Annotated in this window: 12 protein-coding genes; 7 read left to right on the top strand and 5 right to left on the bottom strand. The window is 73.6% G+C overall.

The window, feature by feature from the left end; all coding sequences use genetic code 11:
- The first annotated feature begins 112 nt into the window (after positions 1–112).
- Positions 113–895 (top strand): dihydrofolate reductase family protein, encoded by a 783-nt coding sequence (locus DNL40_RS06940; protein ID WP_111250508.1) that lies wholly within the window; start codon positions 113–115, stop codon positions 893–895.
- Between the two features lie 9 nt (positions 896–904).
- Positions 905–1,450, top strand: a complete 546-nt coding sequence (locus tag DNL40_RS06935) for a hypothetical protein (protein WP_111250507.1) — start codon at positions 905–907, stop codon at positions 1,448–1,450.
- Positions 1,451–1,585: 135 nt separating this feature from the next.
- Here DNL40_RS06935 and DNL40_RS06930 read toward each other — a convergent pair whose 3' ends face one another.
- The 3 genes from DNL40_RS06930 to gndA are packed head-to-tail and all read right to left on the bottom strand — an operon-like array spanning position 1,586 to position 5,654.
- Positions 1,586–2,854 (bottom strand): carboxylate--amine ligase, encoded by a 1,269-nt coding sequence (locus DNL40_RS06930; protein ID WP_111250506.1) that lies wholly within the window; start codon positions 2,852–2,854, stop codon positions 1,586–1,588.
- Entirely contained in the window at positions 2,851–4,194 is a 1,344-nt protein-coding gene (locus DNL40_RS06925; RefSeq protein ID WP_245885729.1) for a carboxylate--amine ligase, read from the bottom strand. Before DNL40_RS06925 ends, DNL40_RS06930 begins: the two co-directional genes overlap by 4 nt.
- A complete protein-coding gene (gndA, locus tag DNL40_RS06920) occupies positions 4,191–5,654 on the bottom strand; it encodes an NADP-dependent phosphogluconate dehydrogenase (RefSeq protein WP_111250504.1) in 1,464 nt (487 codons plus the stop codon). The genes DNL40_RS06925 and gndA overlap by 4 nt, the downstream gene beginning before the upstream one ends.
- 172 nt (positions 5,655–5,826) lie before the next feature.
- Here gndA and DNL40_RS06915 point away from each other — a divergent pair, with 172 nt between their 5' ends.
- From DNL40_RS06915 to DNL40_RS06895, 5 genes are all read left to right on the top strand, one after another.
- Complete coding sequence (locus DNL40_RS06915; protein ID WP_111250503.1) at positions 5,827–6,408, top strand: DUF3000 domain-containing protein; 582 nt, start codon at positions 5,827–5,829, stop codon at positions 6,406–6,408.
- 110 nt (positions 6,409–6,518) lie between these two features.
- A complete protein-coding gene (locus DNL40_RS06910) occupies positions 6,519–7,706 on the top strand; it encodes an HRDC domain-containing protein (protein WP_245885740.1) in 1,188 nt (395 codons plus the stop codon).
- Between the two features lie 227 nt (positions 7,707–7,933).
- The gene (locus DNL40_RS06905; RefSeq protein WP_111250502.1) at positions 7,934–9,238 is read left to right on the top strand and encodes a thiolase family protein; all 1,305 of its coding nucleotides are present in this window, start codon (positions 7,934–7,936) and stop codon (positions 9,236–9,238) included.
- Between the two features lie 6 nt (positions 9,239–9,244).
- Positions 9,245–11,383 (top strand): 3-hydroxyacyl-CoA dehydrogenase NAD-binding domain-containing protein, encoded by a 2,139-nt coding sequence (locus tag DNL40_RS06900; protein WP_111250501.1) that lies wholly within the window; start codon positions 9,245–9,247, stop codon positions 11,381–11,383.
- Between the two features lie 122 nt (positions 11,384–11,505).
- Positions 11,506–11,718, top strand: coding sequence for a hypothetical protein (locus DNL40_RS06895; protein WP_111250500.1), 213 nt, complete (start codon positions 11,506–11,508; stop codon positions 11,716–11,718).
- Between the two features lie 11 nt (positions 11,719–11,729).
- Here DNL40_RS06895 and pflA read toward each other — a convergent pair whose 3' ends face one another.
- A complete protein-coding gene (pflA, locus tag DNL40_RS06890) occupies positions 11,730–12,635 on the bottom strand; it encodes a pyruvate formate-lyase-activating protein (protein ID WP_245885739.1) in 906 nt (301 codons plus the stop codon).
- Between the two features lie 133 nt (positions 12,636–12,768).
- Entirely contained in the window at positions 12,769–15,042 is a 2,274-nt protein-coding gene (pflB, locus tag DNL40_RS06885; RefSeq protein ID WP_111250498.1) for a formate C-acetyltransferase, read from the bottom strand.
- Between the last annotated feature and the right edge of the window lie 168 nt (positions 15,043–15,210).

Below are 15,210 nucleotides of genomic sequence, written 5' to 3'. Positions count from 1 at the left end.
GCCTGGCCCGGGGAGGGCGGGTTGCTGGCAGGGCGGTCAGTCGCGTCCTCGGGCTGCCCGTGGCGGTCGTGCCCGTGCTGCGGCTCCCGCCGCGGCCTGGGAGGCTGCGCGCATGGTTCTCCCCGACCTGACGCAGCTCGTCCCGCAGGTTCGTCCTCTGCCCGCCGACGACGGGGAGGAGGAGCTGGCCGCCCTGTACTCCCACGAGCCCGGCATGCTGCGGGCCAACATGGTGGCGTCGGTGGACGGGGCCGCGTGGGGGCCCGACCACCGTTCCGGATCGATCAACGACGACGCCGACTTCCGGGTGTTCCGCCTGCTGCGTGCCGTCGCCGACGTCGTGCTCGTCGGGGCGGGCACGGCCCGGGCGGAGGGGTACGACCAGATCGGGCGCCCGGCGGGGCTGGAGCACCTGGCCCCGGCGGGCTCGGCGCCGCTGCGGCTGGCGCTGGTGACCCGCACCGGCCAGGTGCCGCCGTCGTGCCTCCCCGGCGAGGTGCCGCCCCTGGTGGTCACGGGAGAGGCCGGAGCGGCCCTGGCCCGGACGGTGGTCCCGGCGGAGAACGTGCTGGTGCACGGCGACCAGGCCCCGGACCTGGCGGCTGCGCTCGCCGACCTCGCGGCTCGCGGCCTGTCGCGCGTGCTCACCGAGGGGGGGCCGCACCTGCTCGGGTCGCTGCTGGCCGCCGATCTCGTGGACGAGCTGTGCCTGACCACCACCGCCCTCCTGGAGGGGCCGGCGCCGGGGCGGGTCGTCGCCGGGGCCGACGTGCCCGGGGGACGGACGGCCGGGCAGCGCCGTGCGCGCCTGGGGCACCTGCTGCACGACCCGCAGGCGGGCACGCTGCTCGCCCGGTGGCGGCTCGACCCGGCGGGCACCCGGGATGCTGGCTAGATTCGCGCCATGACCACCGAGAGCAACGACCCCGCCCCGGCCGTCCTGGCCGGCACCACCGTCGTCGTCCTCACCGAGGACACGCTGACCGACGCCGACGTCGAGCACGTCCTGGCCCTGCACCGCGACCCCGACGGCGACGGCGTGCCCGACCCGGTGCGGTTCCACGTGCTCGTCCCCGCCGACACCGAACGCAACCTCGTCACGTCCCTCGTGGACCACCTGGGGGCCGGGGATCTGCGCGCCGCGTGGGACGAGCTGCTGGGCAAGGAGCCGGACGCCCGCGAGGCGACGGCGACGGCGGCCGAGCAGCTGGCGGGCTCTGTCGCCGCGCTGCGCGCCGCGGGGGCCCAGGCCGACGGCGAGGTCATCGAGGACGACCCGCTGCCCGCCCTGCGCACCGTGGTGGGCCAGGGTGACGTGCGGGAGGTCGTCGTCGTGACGTACCCGCACGCCGTGGAGGACACGTTCCACTCCGACTGGGCCTCGCGCGCCCGCGACGACCTGCACGTGCCGGTGCTGCACCTGTACGCGGGCACCAGCGAGCTGGGCTGAGTCCCGGCAGCGACGAGCAGGAGCGCCGGCGGGCCGGGTGATGCGGCCTCGCCGTGCGAGAAACACCTCGGGCCCGGTCTCCCGCGAGGAGGACCGGGCCCGAGCGCCGTGAGCCGGCCCGTGCCGGTGTCCGGCTCAGAACCCCGTCTGGGTGGGGTTCGGGTACCAGCGGCGGAACTTGCGGCGCTGGTTCAGCTTGGCGGCCGCCACGTACGCACGGCGCTTGGGGCCGCCGTCAGCCGCCCAGTACGCCAGCGGGTGGTGGGTGTCGCGGGCCAGGCGCTTGACCTTGTCCCGCAGCCCCGCGTCGAGCACGTAGTGCAGCAGCAGACCCGTGGGCAGCACCGAGTAGAGCACCTCGGTGGCGACCCGTACCGGCTCCAGCCGCACGCCGTCCACATGGTCGGCCACCACGAACCGGGCCACGTTCGCCCCGGCGGCGGTGACGTAGTAGTTGTTGCGGCCGATCCGCGGGTTGACCTCGAAGAACGCGAAGCGCCCGTCGCGCGGGTCCACCTTGACGTCGAAGTTCGCGAAGCCCCGGTAGCCCGTGGCCGTGAGGAACGCGCGCGCCTGGTCGAACATCTCCCCCAGGTCGCCCGTGATCATCGCGGCGGGGTTCCCGAGCCCGTTGGGCGTGTGCTCCTCCAGGAGCACGTGCGCGCCGGCCATGAGGGTGATCTCGCCGTGACCGTCCACGTACGCGGTGATGGAACGCATCTGCGTGTCGTCGCCCGGAATGAGCTCCTGAGCCACGAACCGGCCCCGGAACCCTGCCTTGCGCAGGCGGTCCCACAGATCGTCCAGCTCGACCTGGGTACCGATCTCGAACACCTTGCGCTTGCCCGGGAACTCGACGTCCTGGTAGTCCGCGCTGGATGCCGCCTTGGCGATCAGCGGCCAGCCCACGTCCACCAGCGGCGGCGCCCAGGCCGGGTCGTCGGCCAGCGCGAAGTCCACCACCACGGTGCGCGGCACCGCCAGGCCCACCTTCTCGGCCACCTCGGCGAAGGTGGCCTTGTCGCTGACCGAGTCGAGCAGGTCCTCGTCGAGGAACGGCACCACGTACCCGGCCGCCTCGAGCTCGCCGCGGGCCCGCACCACGGTGCGCACCAGCCAGTCCGAGTTGGCCAGCAGCACCAGGCGGCGCCCCGGGTCGGCCGCGAGCGCCTCGCGGGCCACGCGCACGGCGGCGTCGACGAGCTGGCGCTCGTCGTGGCTGTCGGCGACGGTGACGTTGGTGATGATCCGGCTGTCGGCGATGGGCCCGGGCACGAGCCCGGAGATCACCGTGGAGCCGACGCCGTACTCCTCGTGGAAGGCGCGCGCCAGGGCGTAGACGCCGATGTCACCACCGAGGATGACCGGCAGGAGCTCGGGCCGCGGCTGGGCGGGGCGGCTCACGCCGTCGCCCCCGGAGCCGGTGCGGGGGTGGCCGCCGTGTTGCCCGCGTGGACGCGCCGCAGCTCGGACAACGGGTAGTAGGTGCGGTACTTGCGCACGTGGTTGACCAGCGCCTGGAGCACGTAGAGGCGGCGGCGCCACCCGGCGTCGGCGCGGTAGCGCAGCGGGTGCACGGTCTTCTTCGCCTTCATCAGGCCGGCCACGCGGCTGCTGAGCACCGGGTCCAGCACGTAGCGGCGCAGCATCGCGTGCGGCACGACGGCGTAGAGCACCTCGTCGCGCGCCGTGGCCGGCTCGCGGCGCACGCCGTGCACGACGTCGTCGACCAGCACCTCGGCGGGGTTCACGCCGCCGGCGGTGACGTAGTAGTTGTTGCGGCCGATGCGCGGGTTCTGCTCGAAGAAGCGGTAGGTGCCGTCGCGCGGGTCGAGCTTGACGTCGAAGTTGGCGAAGCCGCGCCACCCGGTGTGCTCGTGCAGGCGTGCTGCGGCCTCGAGGATCTCGGGGATCTCCTCGACGATCATGGCCGACGGGTTGCCGCGGGCGGCCGGGGTGCGCTCCTCGAGCAGCACGCGGGCCGAGCAGCGCATGGTGACCCGCCCGGAGGTGTCGGTGTAGGTGGTCACCGAGCGCATCTGGGTGTCGTCGCCGGGGATCATGTCCTGCACCAGGAACCGGCCGCGGTAGCCCGCCTCCCGGAGGCTGGCGTAGAGCTTGTCGAGCTCCTCGGGGGTGGCGATCTCGAAGATCTTCTTCTTCCCCTCGAACCGCACGCCGTGGTAGTCGGCCGAGCTCGCGGCCTTGGCGATCACGGGGAACTCGAACGGCACGGGCTGCGGCTGCCAGCCGGGCTCGCCGGCGCGCGCGAAGTCCTGGACCACCGTGGCCGGCGTGGGCACCCCGATCTCGGCGCAGGCGGCGAGGAACTCGGCCTTGTCGCTGATGCGGTCGATGGTGTCGGCGTCGGCGAACGGCAGCACGTAGCCGGCCGCCTCGAGCGCCTCGCGGTGGTGCACGAGGTCGCGCACCACCCAGTCCATGTTGGTCAGCAGCACCAGGCGGTCGGACGCCGCCGGCCCGGCGGCGTGCTCGGCGGCCACCCGCAGCAGGGTGCCCACGATGGCCTCCGTCTCGCTGCCGGACAGCACGAGGTCGATGATCCGGCTGTGGGCGATCGGGCCGGGCTCGGCGAACGCCACCACGGTGGTGCGCGCCCCGTAGCGCTCGTGGAACGAGCGGGCGAGGGCGTAGACGCCGATGTCGGAACCGACGATGACCGGCCGGACGCCCTCTCGGACGCCTCCGGTCGTCTGGTCGCTGCTGCTCACGGGTTTGCTCACGCCTCGCTCTCGTTACGGTCGCCGGACCACTCGGTGTGGAACGTGCCTTCCTTGTCGACGCGCCGGTAGGTGTGCGCGCCGAAGAAGTCGCGCTGGGCCTGGACGAGCGCGGCGGGAAGGCGCTGGGCGCGCACGCCGTCGTAGTAGGCCAGCGAGGAGGAGAAGGCCGGGGTCGGCACGCCGTGCGTGGCGGCCTGCGCCACGACACGGCGCCACGCGGCCAGGCCGTTGCCCACGGCCCCGGTGAAGTACTCGTCGGCGAGTAGCAGGGGCAGTCCCGGCTCGCGCTCGTACGCCTCGGTGATGCGGTCCAGGAACCGGGCGCGGATGATGCAGCCGCCGCGCCAGATCCGAGCCATGGCCCCGCGGTCGATGTCCCAGCCGTTCTCGGCCGACGCCGCGGCGATCTGGTCGAACCCCTGGGAGTAGGCCACCACCTTGGAGGCGTACAGCGCCAGGCGCACGTCCTCGACGAACGCCTCGCGGTCCGTGACCTCCCACGGCTCGGCGTCGGCCGGCAGCACGGCCCGCGCGGCCTCGCGCTGCGGCACCGACCCCGACAGGGCGCGGGCGAAGGTCGCCTCCGCGATGCCCGTGATGGGAACGCCCAGGTCGAGGCCGTTCTGCACGGTCCAGCGGCCGGTGCCCTTCTGCTCGGCCTGGTCCAGGACGACGTCGACGAAGGCCTGGCCGGTCTCGGCGTCCACGTGCTGCAGCACGTCGGCGGTGATCTCGATGAGGAACGACTCCAGGTCGCCGGTGTTCCACCGCGCGAAGATCTCGCCGATCTCCCGGGCCGAGGCGCCCAGGCCCTGGCGCAGCAGGTCGTAGGCCTCGGCGATGAGCTGCATGTCGGCGTACTCGATGCCGTTGTGCACCATCTTGACGAAGTGCCCGGCGCCGTCGGGCCCCACGTACGTGCAGCACGGGACGCCGTCGACCTTGGCCGAGATGTCCTCGAGGATCGGGCCCAGCGACGCGTACGACTCCCGGGTGCCGCCCGGCATGATCGACGGGCCGTTGAGCGCGCCCTCCTCACCGCCGGAGACGCCGGTGCCGACGAAGTGCAGGCCGTGGGCGCGCAGCGCCCGCTCGCGGCGCACCGTGTCCGGGAAGTGGGCGTTGCCGGCGTCGACGACGATGTCGCCCTCCTCGAGCAGCGGCACCAGCTCGTCGATGACGGCGTCGGTGGGGGCGCCGGCCTTGACCATGATCACGACCTTGCGGGGGCGCTCGAGCGACGCGACGAACTCGGCCATCGACTCCGAGGGCACGAACGTGCCCTCGTGTCCGGCCTCCTCGACCAGCGATCGGGTGCGCGAGGAGGAGCGGTTGTGCACCGCCACGGTGTACCCGTGCCGGGCGAGGTTGCGGGCCAGGTTGCGGCCCATGACCGCCAGCCCGGTGACACCGATCTGCGCGGTCCCTGCCGTGGCCTGCGCCGTCGTGCTCTCGGTCATCTCGCGTGCTCCTTCGTCGTCGCGTCGTGCGTCGCGTGGTGCGAACAGCGCCTCGGCCAGCCTAGTGCTCCGTGCGGGGAGCACGGGACAAAACATCACGATCCGGTCGCGGCCGTGGCGCCCTGCGGCGGGCCTGCGCCGGTCCGGCCCTGGCGCGGCCTAGCGTGGTGGGGTGACGCTCGAGCAGCGGGAACCTCCCGCCCGGTTCGCGGCCGCGCTGCGCTCGATGCGCGGGCCGCGCCATCGCCCCGAGGTCCGGCTCCAGGAGGTGCCGGGCCCCACCCGCATCGCGCCGTTCACCGCGGCGCTCGAGGGTGAGGTCACCAGCGCCGGCGACGAGGTGGCCACCGGCCGCTTCGTGGTGCTGCACGACCCGGCGGGCCAGGACGCCTGGCAGGGCGACTTCCGCGTGGTGACGCTGGTGCGCGCGACCCTCGAGGCGGAGATGGCCGCCGACCCCCTGCTGGCCGACGTCGCGTGGTCGTGGGTGACCGAGACGATCGAGGCCGCCGGGGCGCAGGTCCTCGCCCTGGGCGGCACGGTGACGCGCGTGCTGTCGAGCAGCTTCGGTGCCCTGGAGGGCACGCCCGACGCCGTCGACCTGGAGATCCGGGCGTCGTGGACGCCGACCGACACCGCCCTCGGCACGCACCTGACGCTCTGGACGGACCTGATGTCCACGGCCGGAGGGCTCCCGCCCCTGCCCGACGGCGTCACCGCCCTGACCTCGCGGCGGCATACGGTAGGGCCGTGACCGAGAGCGCCGACACGCCCGGGGCGCTGCAGCCCGGGCCAGCCCACGGCGGGCCGACGCAGCCCGCGCCAGACGAGCCGCGTCCCGACGAGCCCCGCACCGTCGTCCCCCTGACCGAGCCCGCCGACGGCGTGGGCGAGGTCGTCGCCACCCCGTCGGCCCTCGCCCGGGTCGTCGAGGCGTTCCGCACCGGCACGGGCCCGGTCGCCGCGGACGCCGAGCGCGCCTCGGGCTATCGGTACGGGCAGGCGACGTTCCTGGTGCAGCTGCGCCGCCGGGGGGCCGGCACCGCGCTCATCGACCCGGTGGCGCTGCCGGACCTGTCCGCGATCGGCGAGGCCGTGGGCGACGCCGAGTGGGTGCTGCACGCGGCCTCGCAGGACCTGCCCGGGCTGGCGGAGCACGGCCTGCGCCCGGCACGGGTGTTCGACACCGAGCTCGCGGCCCGTCTGCTGGGCCTCGAGCGCGTGGGGCTGGCCGCCGTCGTGGCGGAGCTGCTGGGCCTGGGCCTGGCGAAGGAGCACTCCGCCGTCGACTGGTCCACCCGCCCGCTGCCCTCCGACTGGCTGCGGTACGCCGCGCTGGACGTGGAGGTGCTGGTGGAGCTGCGCGAAGAGCTGGGCCGGCGTCTGGAGGCCGCGGGCAAGGCCGAGTGGGCCGCGCAGGAGTTCGAGGCCGTGCGCACCGCTCCCCCGCCGGCCCCCAAGCCGGAGCCGTGGCGGCGCGTGTCCGGCACGCACACGCTGCGCGACCGCCGCCAGCTCGCCGTCGTGCGGTCGCTGTGGAAGGCGCGCGACGCCTCCGCGCGGGCGCGCGACATCGCTCCCGGTCGCGTGCTGCCGGACCGCGCCATCACGGCGGCCGCCGTGGCCATGCCCCGCACGGCCGGCCAGCTCGTGGCGCTGCCGGAGTTCGCGGGCAAGGGCACGCGCCGACGGGCCGCGGCGTGGCAGCGGGCGATCGACGAGGCGCTGGCGCTGCCCGCCGACCAGCTCCCGAGCCTGCGCGGCCCGCGCACCGAGGGTCCGCCGCAGCCGCGCACGTGGGCGGACCGCGACCCTGTGGCCGCGCGGCGCCTGACGGCGGCGCGCGAGCTGGTGGCGGCACGCTCGGCCGAGCTGGACGTGCCGGTCGAGAACCTGCTGCAGCCGGAGGCCCTGCGCCGCCTGTGCTGGACGCCGCCCGAGCCGGCGACGGCCGAGACGGTGGCCGAGTTCCTGCGCGGCCGCGGGGCGCGGCCCTGGCAGGTCGAGCTGCTGGCCGCGCCGCTCGCGAAGGCCTTCGCCGACCTCGACTGACCCCTCTCCCCGGGCGGGAGGCTCGGCGCGCACCCTCCGGGTGGGTGCCGAGCCTCCCGCCCGCTGCGTCGTGCTGAGACCGGGTCTCACCTGCCGCTGGGCTTTTCGTGGTACTCGCGGTAGCGTGTACTGCTGTGTCCCGGGTCACGCCACGGACGGGGCACAGCCGAGCGGCGTCGCTCCGCGGACGCCGTCGTCCCCGACCATCCGTCGCAGATGGAGCTGACATGACCCAGGCCACCACGGCTGCCCCCGCAGGCCGCGCCACGGACGCCCGCCGCCCCGCGCTGCGCGACGTCGTCTTCGTCGACGGCGTCCGCACGCCGTTCGGCAAGGCCCGCCCCGACGGTCTCTACGCCGAGACCCGTGCCGACGACCTCGTCGTCAAGGCGGTGCGCGAGCTCGTGCGCCGCCACCCGCAGCTTCCGCCCGAGCGGGTGGACGAGGTGGCCGTCGCCGCCACCACCCAGCAGGGCGACCAGGGCCTGACCCTCGGCCGCACCGTCGCCATGCTGGCCGGCCTGCCGAGCACCGTGCCCGGCTACGCCATCGACCGCATGTGCGCGGGCGCCATGACCGCCGTGACCACGACGGCCGCCGGCATCGCCGTCGGCGCCCAGGACGTGGTCATCGCGGGCGGTGTCGAGCACATGGGCCGCCACCCCATGGGGTTCGACGCCGACCCCAACCCCCGCTTCATGGCCGAGCGCCTGGTGGACGCCGAGGCCCTCAACATGGGCGTCACGGCGGAGAACCTCCACGACCGGTTCCCGCACCTGACCAAGGAGCGCGCCGACGCCTACGCCGTGGCGAGCCAGACCAAGTACGCCAAGGCGCTGGCCAACGGCGACATCGGCCCCGAGCTGGTGCCCGTCGCCGTGCGCTCCGCCGAGAAGGGCTGGGGCCTGGCCACCGCCGACGAGCTGCCGCGCCCCGGCACCACCGTCGAGGCCATCCGTGACCTCAAGACGCCGTTCCGGCCGGGCGGCCGTGTCACCGCGGGCAACGCCTCCCCCCTCACCGACGGTGCGACCGCGTCTCTCCTGGCCGCCGGCGACGTCGCCGAGGAGCTCGGCCTGCCCGTGCGCATGCGCCTGGTCTCCTCCGCCTTCGCCGGGGTCGACCCGGCGGTGATGGGCATCGGCCCCGTGCCCGCCACGGAGAAGGCGCTCGCCAAGGCGGGCCTGACCATCGAGGACATCGGCCTCTTCGAGATCAACGAGGCCTTCGCCGTCCAGGTGCTCGCGTTCCTCGACCACTTCGGCATCGCCGACGACGACGAGCGCGTCAACCGCTACGGCGGCGCGATCGCCGTCGGGCACCCGCTGGCCTCCTCGGGCGTGCGCCTGATGATGCAGCTCGCCCGGCAGTTCGAGCAGCAGCCCGAGGTCCGCTACGGCCTGACCACCATGTGCGTGGGCCTCGGCCAGGGCGGCACGGTGATCTGGGAGAACCCGCACCATGCCGACTACTCGGGCCACGCGCCCGCCACCACCACGCAGACCGCGCACGCCGACGTGCAGGAGGGCTGAGCCACCATGTCCCAGATCACCCCCGAGGCCCGCCCCGAGCGCGTCACGCACTCCCTGGTGCGCGACGTCGAGATGCCCGGCGGCGCCGGCACCCTCGCCCTGGTCACGCTCGACAACGGCCTGGACCACACCAAGCCGAACACCCTCGGCCCGCAGGGCATGGCAGAGCTCGAGGCCCGCCTGGCGCAGCTGCGCGAGCGCGCCGCCGCCGGCGAGATCGCCGCGATCGCCGTCACGGGCAAGCCGTACTTCCTCGCCGCGGGCGCCGACCTGCTCGGTATCGGCGCGGTCACCACGCGCGAGGAGGCCCTCGAGCTGGGCCGCATGGGTCACCGTGCCTACGAGCTGCTGCACGACGCCGGCGTGCCCACGTTCGCGTTCGTCAACGGGCTCGCGCTGGGCGGCGGCCTCGAGGTCGCCCTCAACTGCGACTACCGCACCGTGGCCTCCGACGCCCCCGCGCTCGGCCTGCCCGAGACGGGGCTGGGGCTCGTCCCGGCCTGGGGCGGCGCCTACCTCGTCCCCCGCCTGGTCGGCATCGAGAAGGCCGTGGACGTGGTGCTGCGGCGCCCGGCCGCGCAGAAGCCCTTCAAGGCCGCCGAGGCCCTCGAGGCCGGGCTGGTCGACGTCGTGCTCGACGCCGCCGACTTCCTCGAGCAGTCGGTGGCGTGGGCGGCCCGCGTGGTGCGCGGCGAGATCACCGTCGCTCGGCGTGAGCCGGACGACGCCGCGACCGTCGAGACGGTCGTCTCCCGCACCCGTGCCTTCCTCGAGGCCACGATCGCCGGTTCGCGCCCGGCGCCCTACCGGGCGCTGGACCTCATGGCGCAGGCCGCCACGAGCGACCGCGCCACCGCGTTCGCCGCGGAGGACGAGGCGCTGGCCGACCTCGTGATGAGCGACGAGATGCGCGCGAGCGTGTACGCGTTCCAGCTCGTCTCGGGCGGCAAGAAGCCGGTGGGTGCGCCGGACCCGAAGCTCGCCCGCCCGGTCACACGCGTCGGGATCGTGGGTGCCGGCCTCATGGCCGCCCAGATCGCCCTGCTCGTGGCCCAGCGCCTCCAGGTGCCGGTGGTCATGCGCGACCTCGACGCCGAGCGCGTCGAGAAGGGCCTGGGCTACGTCCGGGCCACGGTCGAGAAGCTCGTCGCCCGCGGGCGCGTGTCCGCCGACGCCGCCTCCCGCATCGTCGCCTCCGTGCACGGCACCACCGAGATCGGCGAGTTCGCCTCCTGCGACGTGGTGGTCGAGGCCGTCACCGAGATCATGGACCTGAAGAAGAGGGTCTTCGCGGAGCTGGAGGGCGTCGTCTCGCCCGAGACAATCCTGGCGACCAACACCTCGGCCCTGTCGGTCACCGAGATGGCCGCCGACCTGCAGCACCCCGAGCGTGTCGTCGGCATCCACTTCTTCAACCCGGTGGCCCAGATGCCGCTGGTCGAGGTGGTCCAGGCCGGGCGCACCTCGGACGAGGCCCTGGCGACGGCGTTCGCGATCACCAAGAAGCTGCGCAAGACGGCGGTGCTGGTCAAGGACCGCCCGGGCTTCGTGGTCAACCGGCTCCTGGTGCTCGTCATGGGCAAGGTGGTCGAGGCCGTCGAGAACGGCACCGCGGTGGAGGTGGCGGACTCTGCGCTGGCCCCCCTCGGGCTGCCCATGCCGACGTTCGAGCTGTTCGACCTCGTGGGCCCCGCCGTGGGCCTGCACGTGCTCACCTCGCTGCGCGAGGACCTGGGCGACCGGTTCCCCACGTCACCGGGTCTGGAGAAGCTCGTGGCCGACGGCACCCGTGTGGTGCTCGACGCCCCCGCCCCCGGCCTGCACAAGCCCGTCGACCCGGCGGTGCAGGCGGTGTTCGGCGAGGCGCTGGAGCCCGGCACGACGGGCCGGCACGGCACCCCGGTGCTCGACGGCGCCGGCGTCCTGGACGCCGTGCTCACGGCCCTCACGGTGGAGATCGGGCACATGCTCGAGGAGGGCGTGGTCCCCTCGCCCGAGCAGGTCGACCTGTGCATGATCCTCGGCGCCGGGTGGGGCTTCCACACCGGCGGCATCACGCCGTACCTGGACCGCACCCGGTACACCGAGAGGGTGCTGGGCCGGCGCCTGCTGCCCGACGGCGTGGCGAACGTCCCCGGCGCCTGATCAGCGCCCCGGGACCGCGACGGCGGCCCGCCCACCGGAGGTCGAGACCGGGGGTGGGCCGCCGCCCTTTTCACCCCGGGGGCGGGTGTCGGCGGCCGGGCGCCGCGCGGCACACTCGGTGCATGACGGCGACGCTGCCCTGGCTGGCCCATCTCGCGCGGCACGAGCTCGAGATGCTCGTGACGGAGCTGGCCCGGGACCTCGAGCAGAGGCCGCCCTCCGTGGAGAAGCACCGCGCGGAGGCCGGCCTCGGCTGCTGGCGCGTCGTGGCAGAGACGTACGGCTCGGTGGCCGACGTGATCGACGGCCCTGCCGACGACCAGCACGAGGGCTGATCCGGGGACGGTCAGTACGTGGTGAGGCCGTGGGAGCGGAACTGCTCCCGCACGCGCTCGGTGAGCTCGGGCGAGGGCGGCTCGGTGTCCGCGAGCGCGTAGTCGCGGCCGAGGGCCGACCACTTGTCGCGACCCATCTGGTGGAACGGCAGCACCTCGACCCTTCCCACCGTCCCGGGGCGGATCTCCTCGAGCTCGGCGACGTAGCGGGCCACCAGCCCGACGTTGCGCTCGTCGTCGGTCAGGCCGGGGACGAGCACGAACCGGACCCACACCTCGACGGGCGCGTCGGCCGTGACCCCGTCGGGCAGGCCGGAGGCCGCGAGCCGGCGGCCGAGGTCGAGCGTGGGCTGCAGCGGCCGCTTCGTGACCCGCAGGTAGGTCTCCGGGTCGCCGGACTTGACGTCCAGGAGCACCAGGTCGGTGTCCCGCAGCATCGTGTCGGTGAGGTTCCGCCCGAGGAACCCGGAGGTGTCGAGCGCGGTGTGGACGCCCATCTCCTTGGCCCCGCGCAGGATCCGGGCGGCGAAGGCGGGCTGCTGGAGCACCTCTCCGCCGGAGAGGGTGAGGCCGCCGTGGGTGGCCCGGAAGACGGGCAGGTAGCGGCGCACCCGGGCGAGCAGCTCGTCGGCGGTGACCGGCTCGCCGTCGCGCATCGCGAGGGTGTCAGGGTTGTGGCAGTACAGGCACCGCAGCGGGCAGCCGGACAGGAACACCGTCAGGCGGGTGCCGGGGCCGTCGACGGCCGTGACGAGCTCCCACGAGTGCACGGAGCCGAGCTCGCCGGAGCGCATCATGGCGAGCGTGTCACCGCGGTCGAGGCCGTCGGCCACCGCGAGGCCGTCGAGGCCGGCGCCCGTGCGGCGACGGGGGGCGGTCGGTGCCTCCAGCCCGTCGGGGACGGTGGCGCCGAACATCCCGGCGACGCCGTCGACCGACGGGCTGCCGAGCACGGCCGGCGCTCCGAGGAGGGCACCGCGGCCGGCGCCACCACCGAGGGGAGAGGTGGTGCCGCCGGCCGCGGAGGTCTGGGTGGGCATGGTCAGCTCGTCACATCGAGCCGTGGAAGGTGCGGCTGAGCACGTCGAGTTGCTGCTCGCGGGTGAGGCGGACGAAGTTCACCGCGTACCCGGACACCCGGATCGTCAGCTGCGGGTACTTCTCGGGGTGCTCCATGGCGTCCTCGAGGGTCTCCCTGTTCAGCACGTTGACGTTCATGTGGTAGCCCTCGCCGCCCACGGAGGCGTCGAGGAGACCGACCAGGTTGGCGACCCGCTCGTCCTCCGTGCGGCCCAGGCCGCTGGGCACCACGGTGTTGGTCAGCGAGATGCCGTCCTGCGCCTCCTCGTACGGCAGCTTGGCCACCGAGAGGGCGGAGGCGAGCATGCCGTGCGTGTCGCGGCCGTTCATCGGGTTGGCGCCCGGGGAGAACGGCTCACCGGCACGGCGGCCGTCGGGCGTGTTGCCCGTCGCCTTGCCGTACACCACGTTGGACGTGATGGTCAGCACCGACTGGGTGGGCAGCGCGTCGCGGTACATGTGGTGCGAGCGGATCTTGCTCATGAACGACTCGACGAGCTCGACGGCGATGGAGTCCACCCGGTCGTCGTCGTTGCCGTAGGTGGGGAAGTCGCCCACGGTCTCGTAGTCGACGACGACGCCGCGCTCGTCGAAGACCGGCGTGACCTTGGCGTACCTGATCGCGGAGAGCGAGTCGGCGGCCACGGAGAGCCCCGCGATGCCGCAGGCCATGGTGCGCAGCACGTCCTTGTCGTGCAGCGCCATCTCGATGCGCTCGTAGGCGTACTTGTCGTGCATGTAGTGGATGACGTTGAGCGCCTCCACGTACGTGGCGGCCAGCCAGTCCATCGTCTTCTCGAACCGGGCGCGCACGTCGTCGTAGTCGAGCGGCACGCCCGGCTCGACGGGGGCGAACGCCGGGGAGACCTGCTTGCCGCTGACCTCGTCCTTGCCGCCGTTGATGGCGTACAGGAGGGTCTTGGCCAGGTTCACGCGAGCGCCGAAGAACTGCATCTGCTTGCCCACGGCCATCGGGGAGACGCAGCAGGCGATGGCGGCGTCGTCGCCCCAGGCGGCGCGGATGGTCTCGTCGGACTCGTACTGGACGGCCGAGGTGTCGATGGACACCTTGGCGCAGAAGTCCTTGAAGCCCTGCGGCAGGCGGGGGCTCCACAGCACCGTCATGTTGGGCTCGGGGGCAGGTCCCAGGTTGTAGAGGGTCTGGAGCATGCGGAACGAGTTCTTGGTGACCAGGGGCCGCCCGTCGTCGCCCATGCCGGCGATGGACTCGGTGACCCAGGTGGGGTCGCCGGAGAACAGCGCGTCGTACTCGGGGGTGCGCAGGAACCGGACGATGCGCAGCTTGATCACGAAGTCGTCCATGATCTCCTGCGCCTGCTCCTCGGTGAGGACGCCGGCGGCGAGGTCCCGCTCGAAGTAGATGTCGAGGAAGGTGGAGGTGCGGCCCAGCGACATCGCGGCGCCGTTCTGCTCCTTGACGGCCGCGAGGTAGCCGAAGTACAGCCACTGCACCGCCTCCTGGGCGGTGGCGGCGGGCCGGGAGATGTCGAACCCGTAGGAGGCCGCCATCTCCTTGAGCTCCTCCAGGGCGCGGATCTGCTCGGCGTGCTCCTCGCGCTCGCGCACGACCTTCTCGCTGAAGGGCTGGGTGTCGAGGCTGAGCTTGTCGAGCTTCTTGGCGGCGACGAGCTGGTCGACCCCGTAGAGCGCGACGCGCCGGTAGTCGCCGATGATGCGGCCGCGGCCGTAGGCGTCGGGCAGGCCGGTGATGATGTGCGAGCTGCGCGCGGCCCGGACGGCGGGCGAGTAGGCGTCGAACACGCCCTGGTTGTGGGTCTTGCGGTACTTGGTGAAGACCTCCCGCAGCTCGGCGGGCACCTCGTAGCCGTAGGTCTTGAGGGAGGTCTCGACCATGCGCCAGCCGCCGTTGGGCATGATGGCGCGCTTGAGCGGCGCGTCGGTCTGCAGGCCGACGATGACCTCGTCGTCCTGGGCGATGTAGCCGGGGGCGTGGGCGGTGATGCCGGCCGGGACGTCGGTCGAGACGTCGTAGACGCCCTTCTCCCGCTCGGCGGGGAACATCGCCGAGAGCGTCTCCCAGATCCTGGTGGTGCGGGCGGTGGGCCCGGTGAGGAAGGCGTCGTCGCCCTCGTAGGGGGTGTAGTTGCGCTGGATGAAGTCCCGCACGTCGACGGAGTCCTGCCACGGCCCGCTCGTGAAGCCGGCCCAGGCCGGGCTGAGGGTGTCCTGCACGGCGGACGTCGCGTCCGAAGTCGTCGTCATGATGACCTTCTCTCCTCCGGGAGGGGTTCTTCCCCGCTTCCGCTCCCTACGTTACGCCTGTGGTCTGACCACTGCGAGGTGCGATGCTGTCGGCTTGCTCACAGGCGGCCTGACCTCGGATCTCGCCCAGGCGTGGCACCGGACCTTCTGCCATGCTGCGGGGCGTGA

Origin of the sequence: Xylanimonas oleitrophica (assembly GCF_003244315.1) — a bacterium.
GTDB lineage: Bacteria > Actinomycetota > Actinomycetes > Actinomycetales > Cellulomonadaceae > Xylanimonas_A > Xylanimonas_A oleitrophica.
The sequence above is the reverse complement of the archived record's forward strand: the minus strand, read 5'-3'. Positions and strand labels throughout refer to the sequence as shown.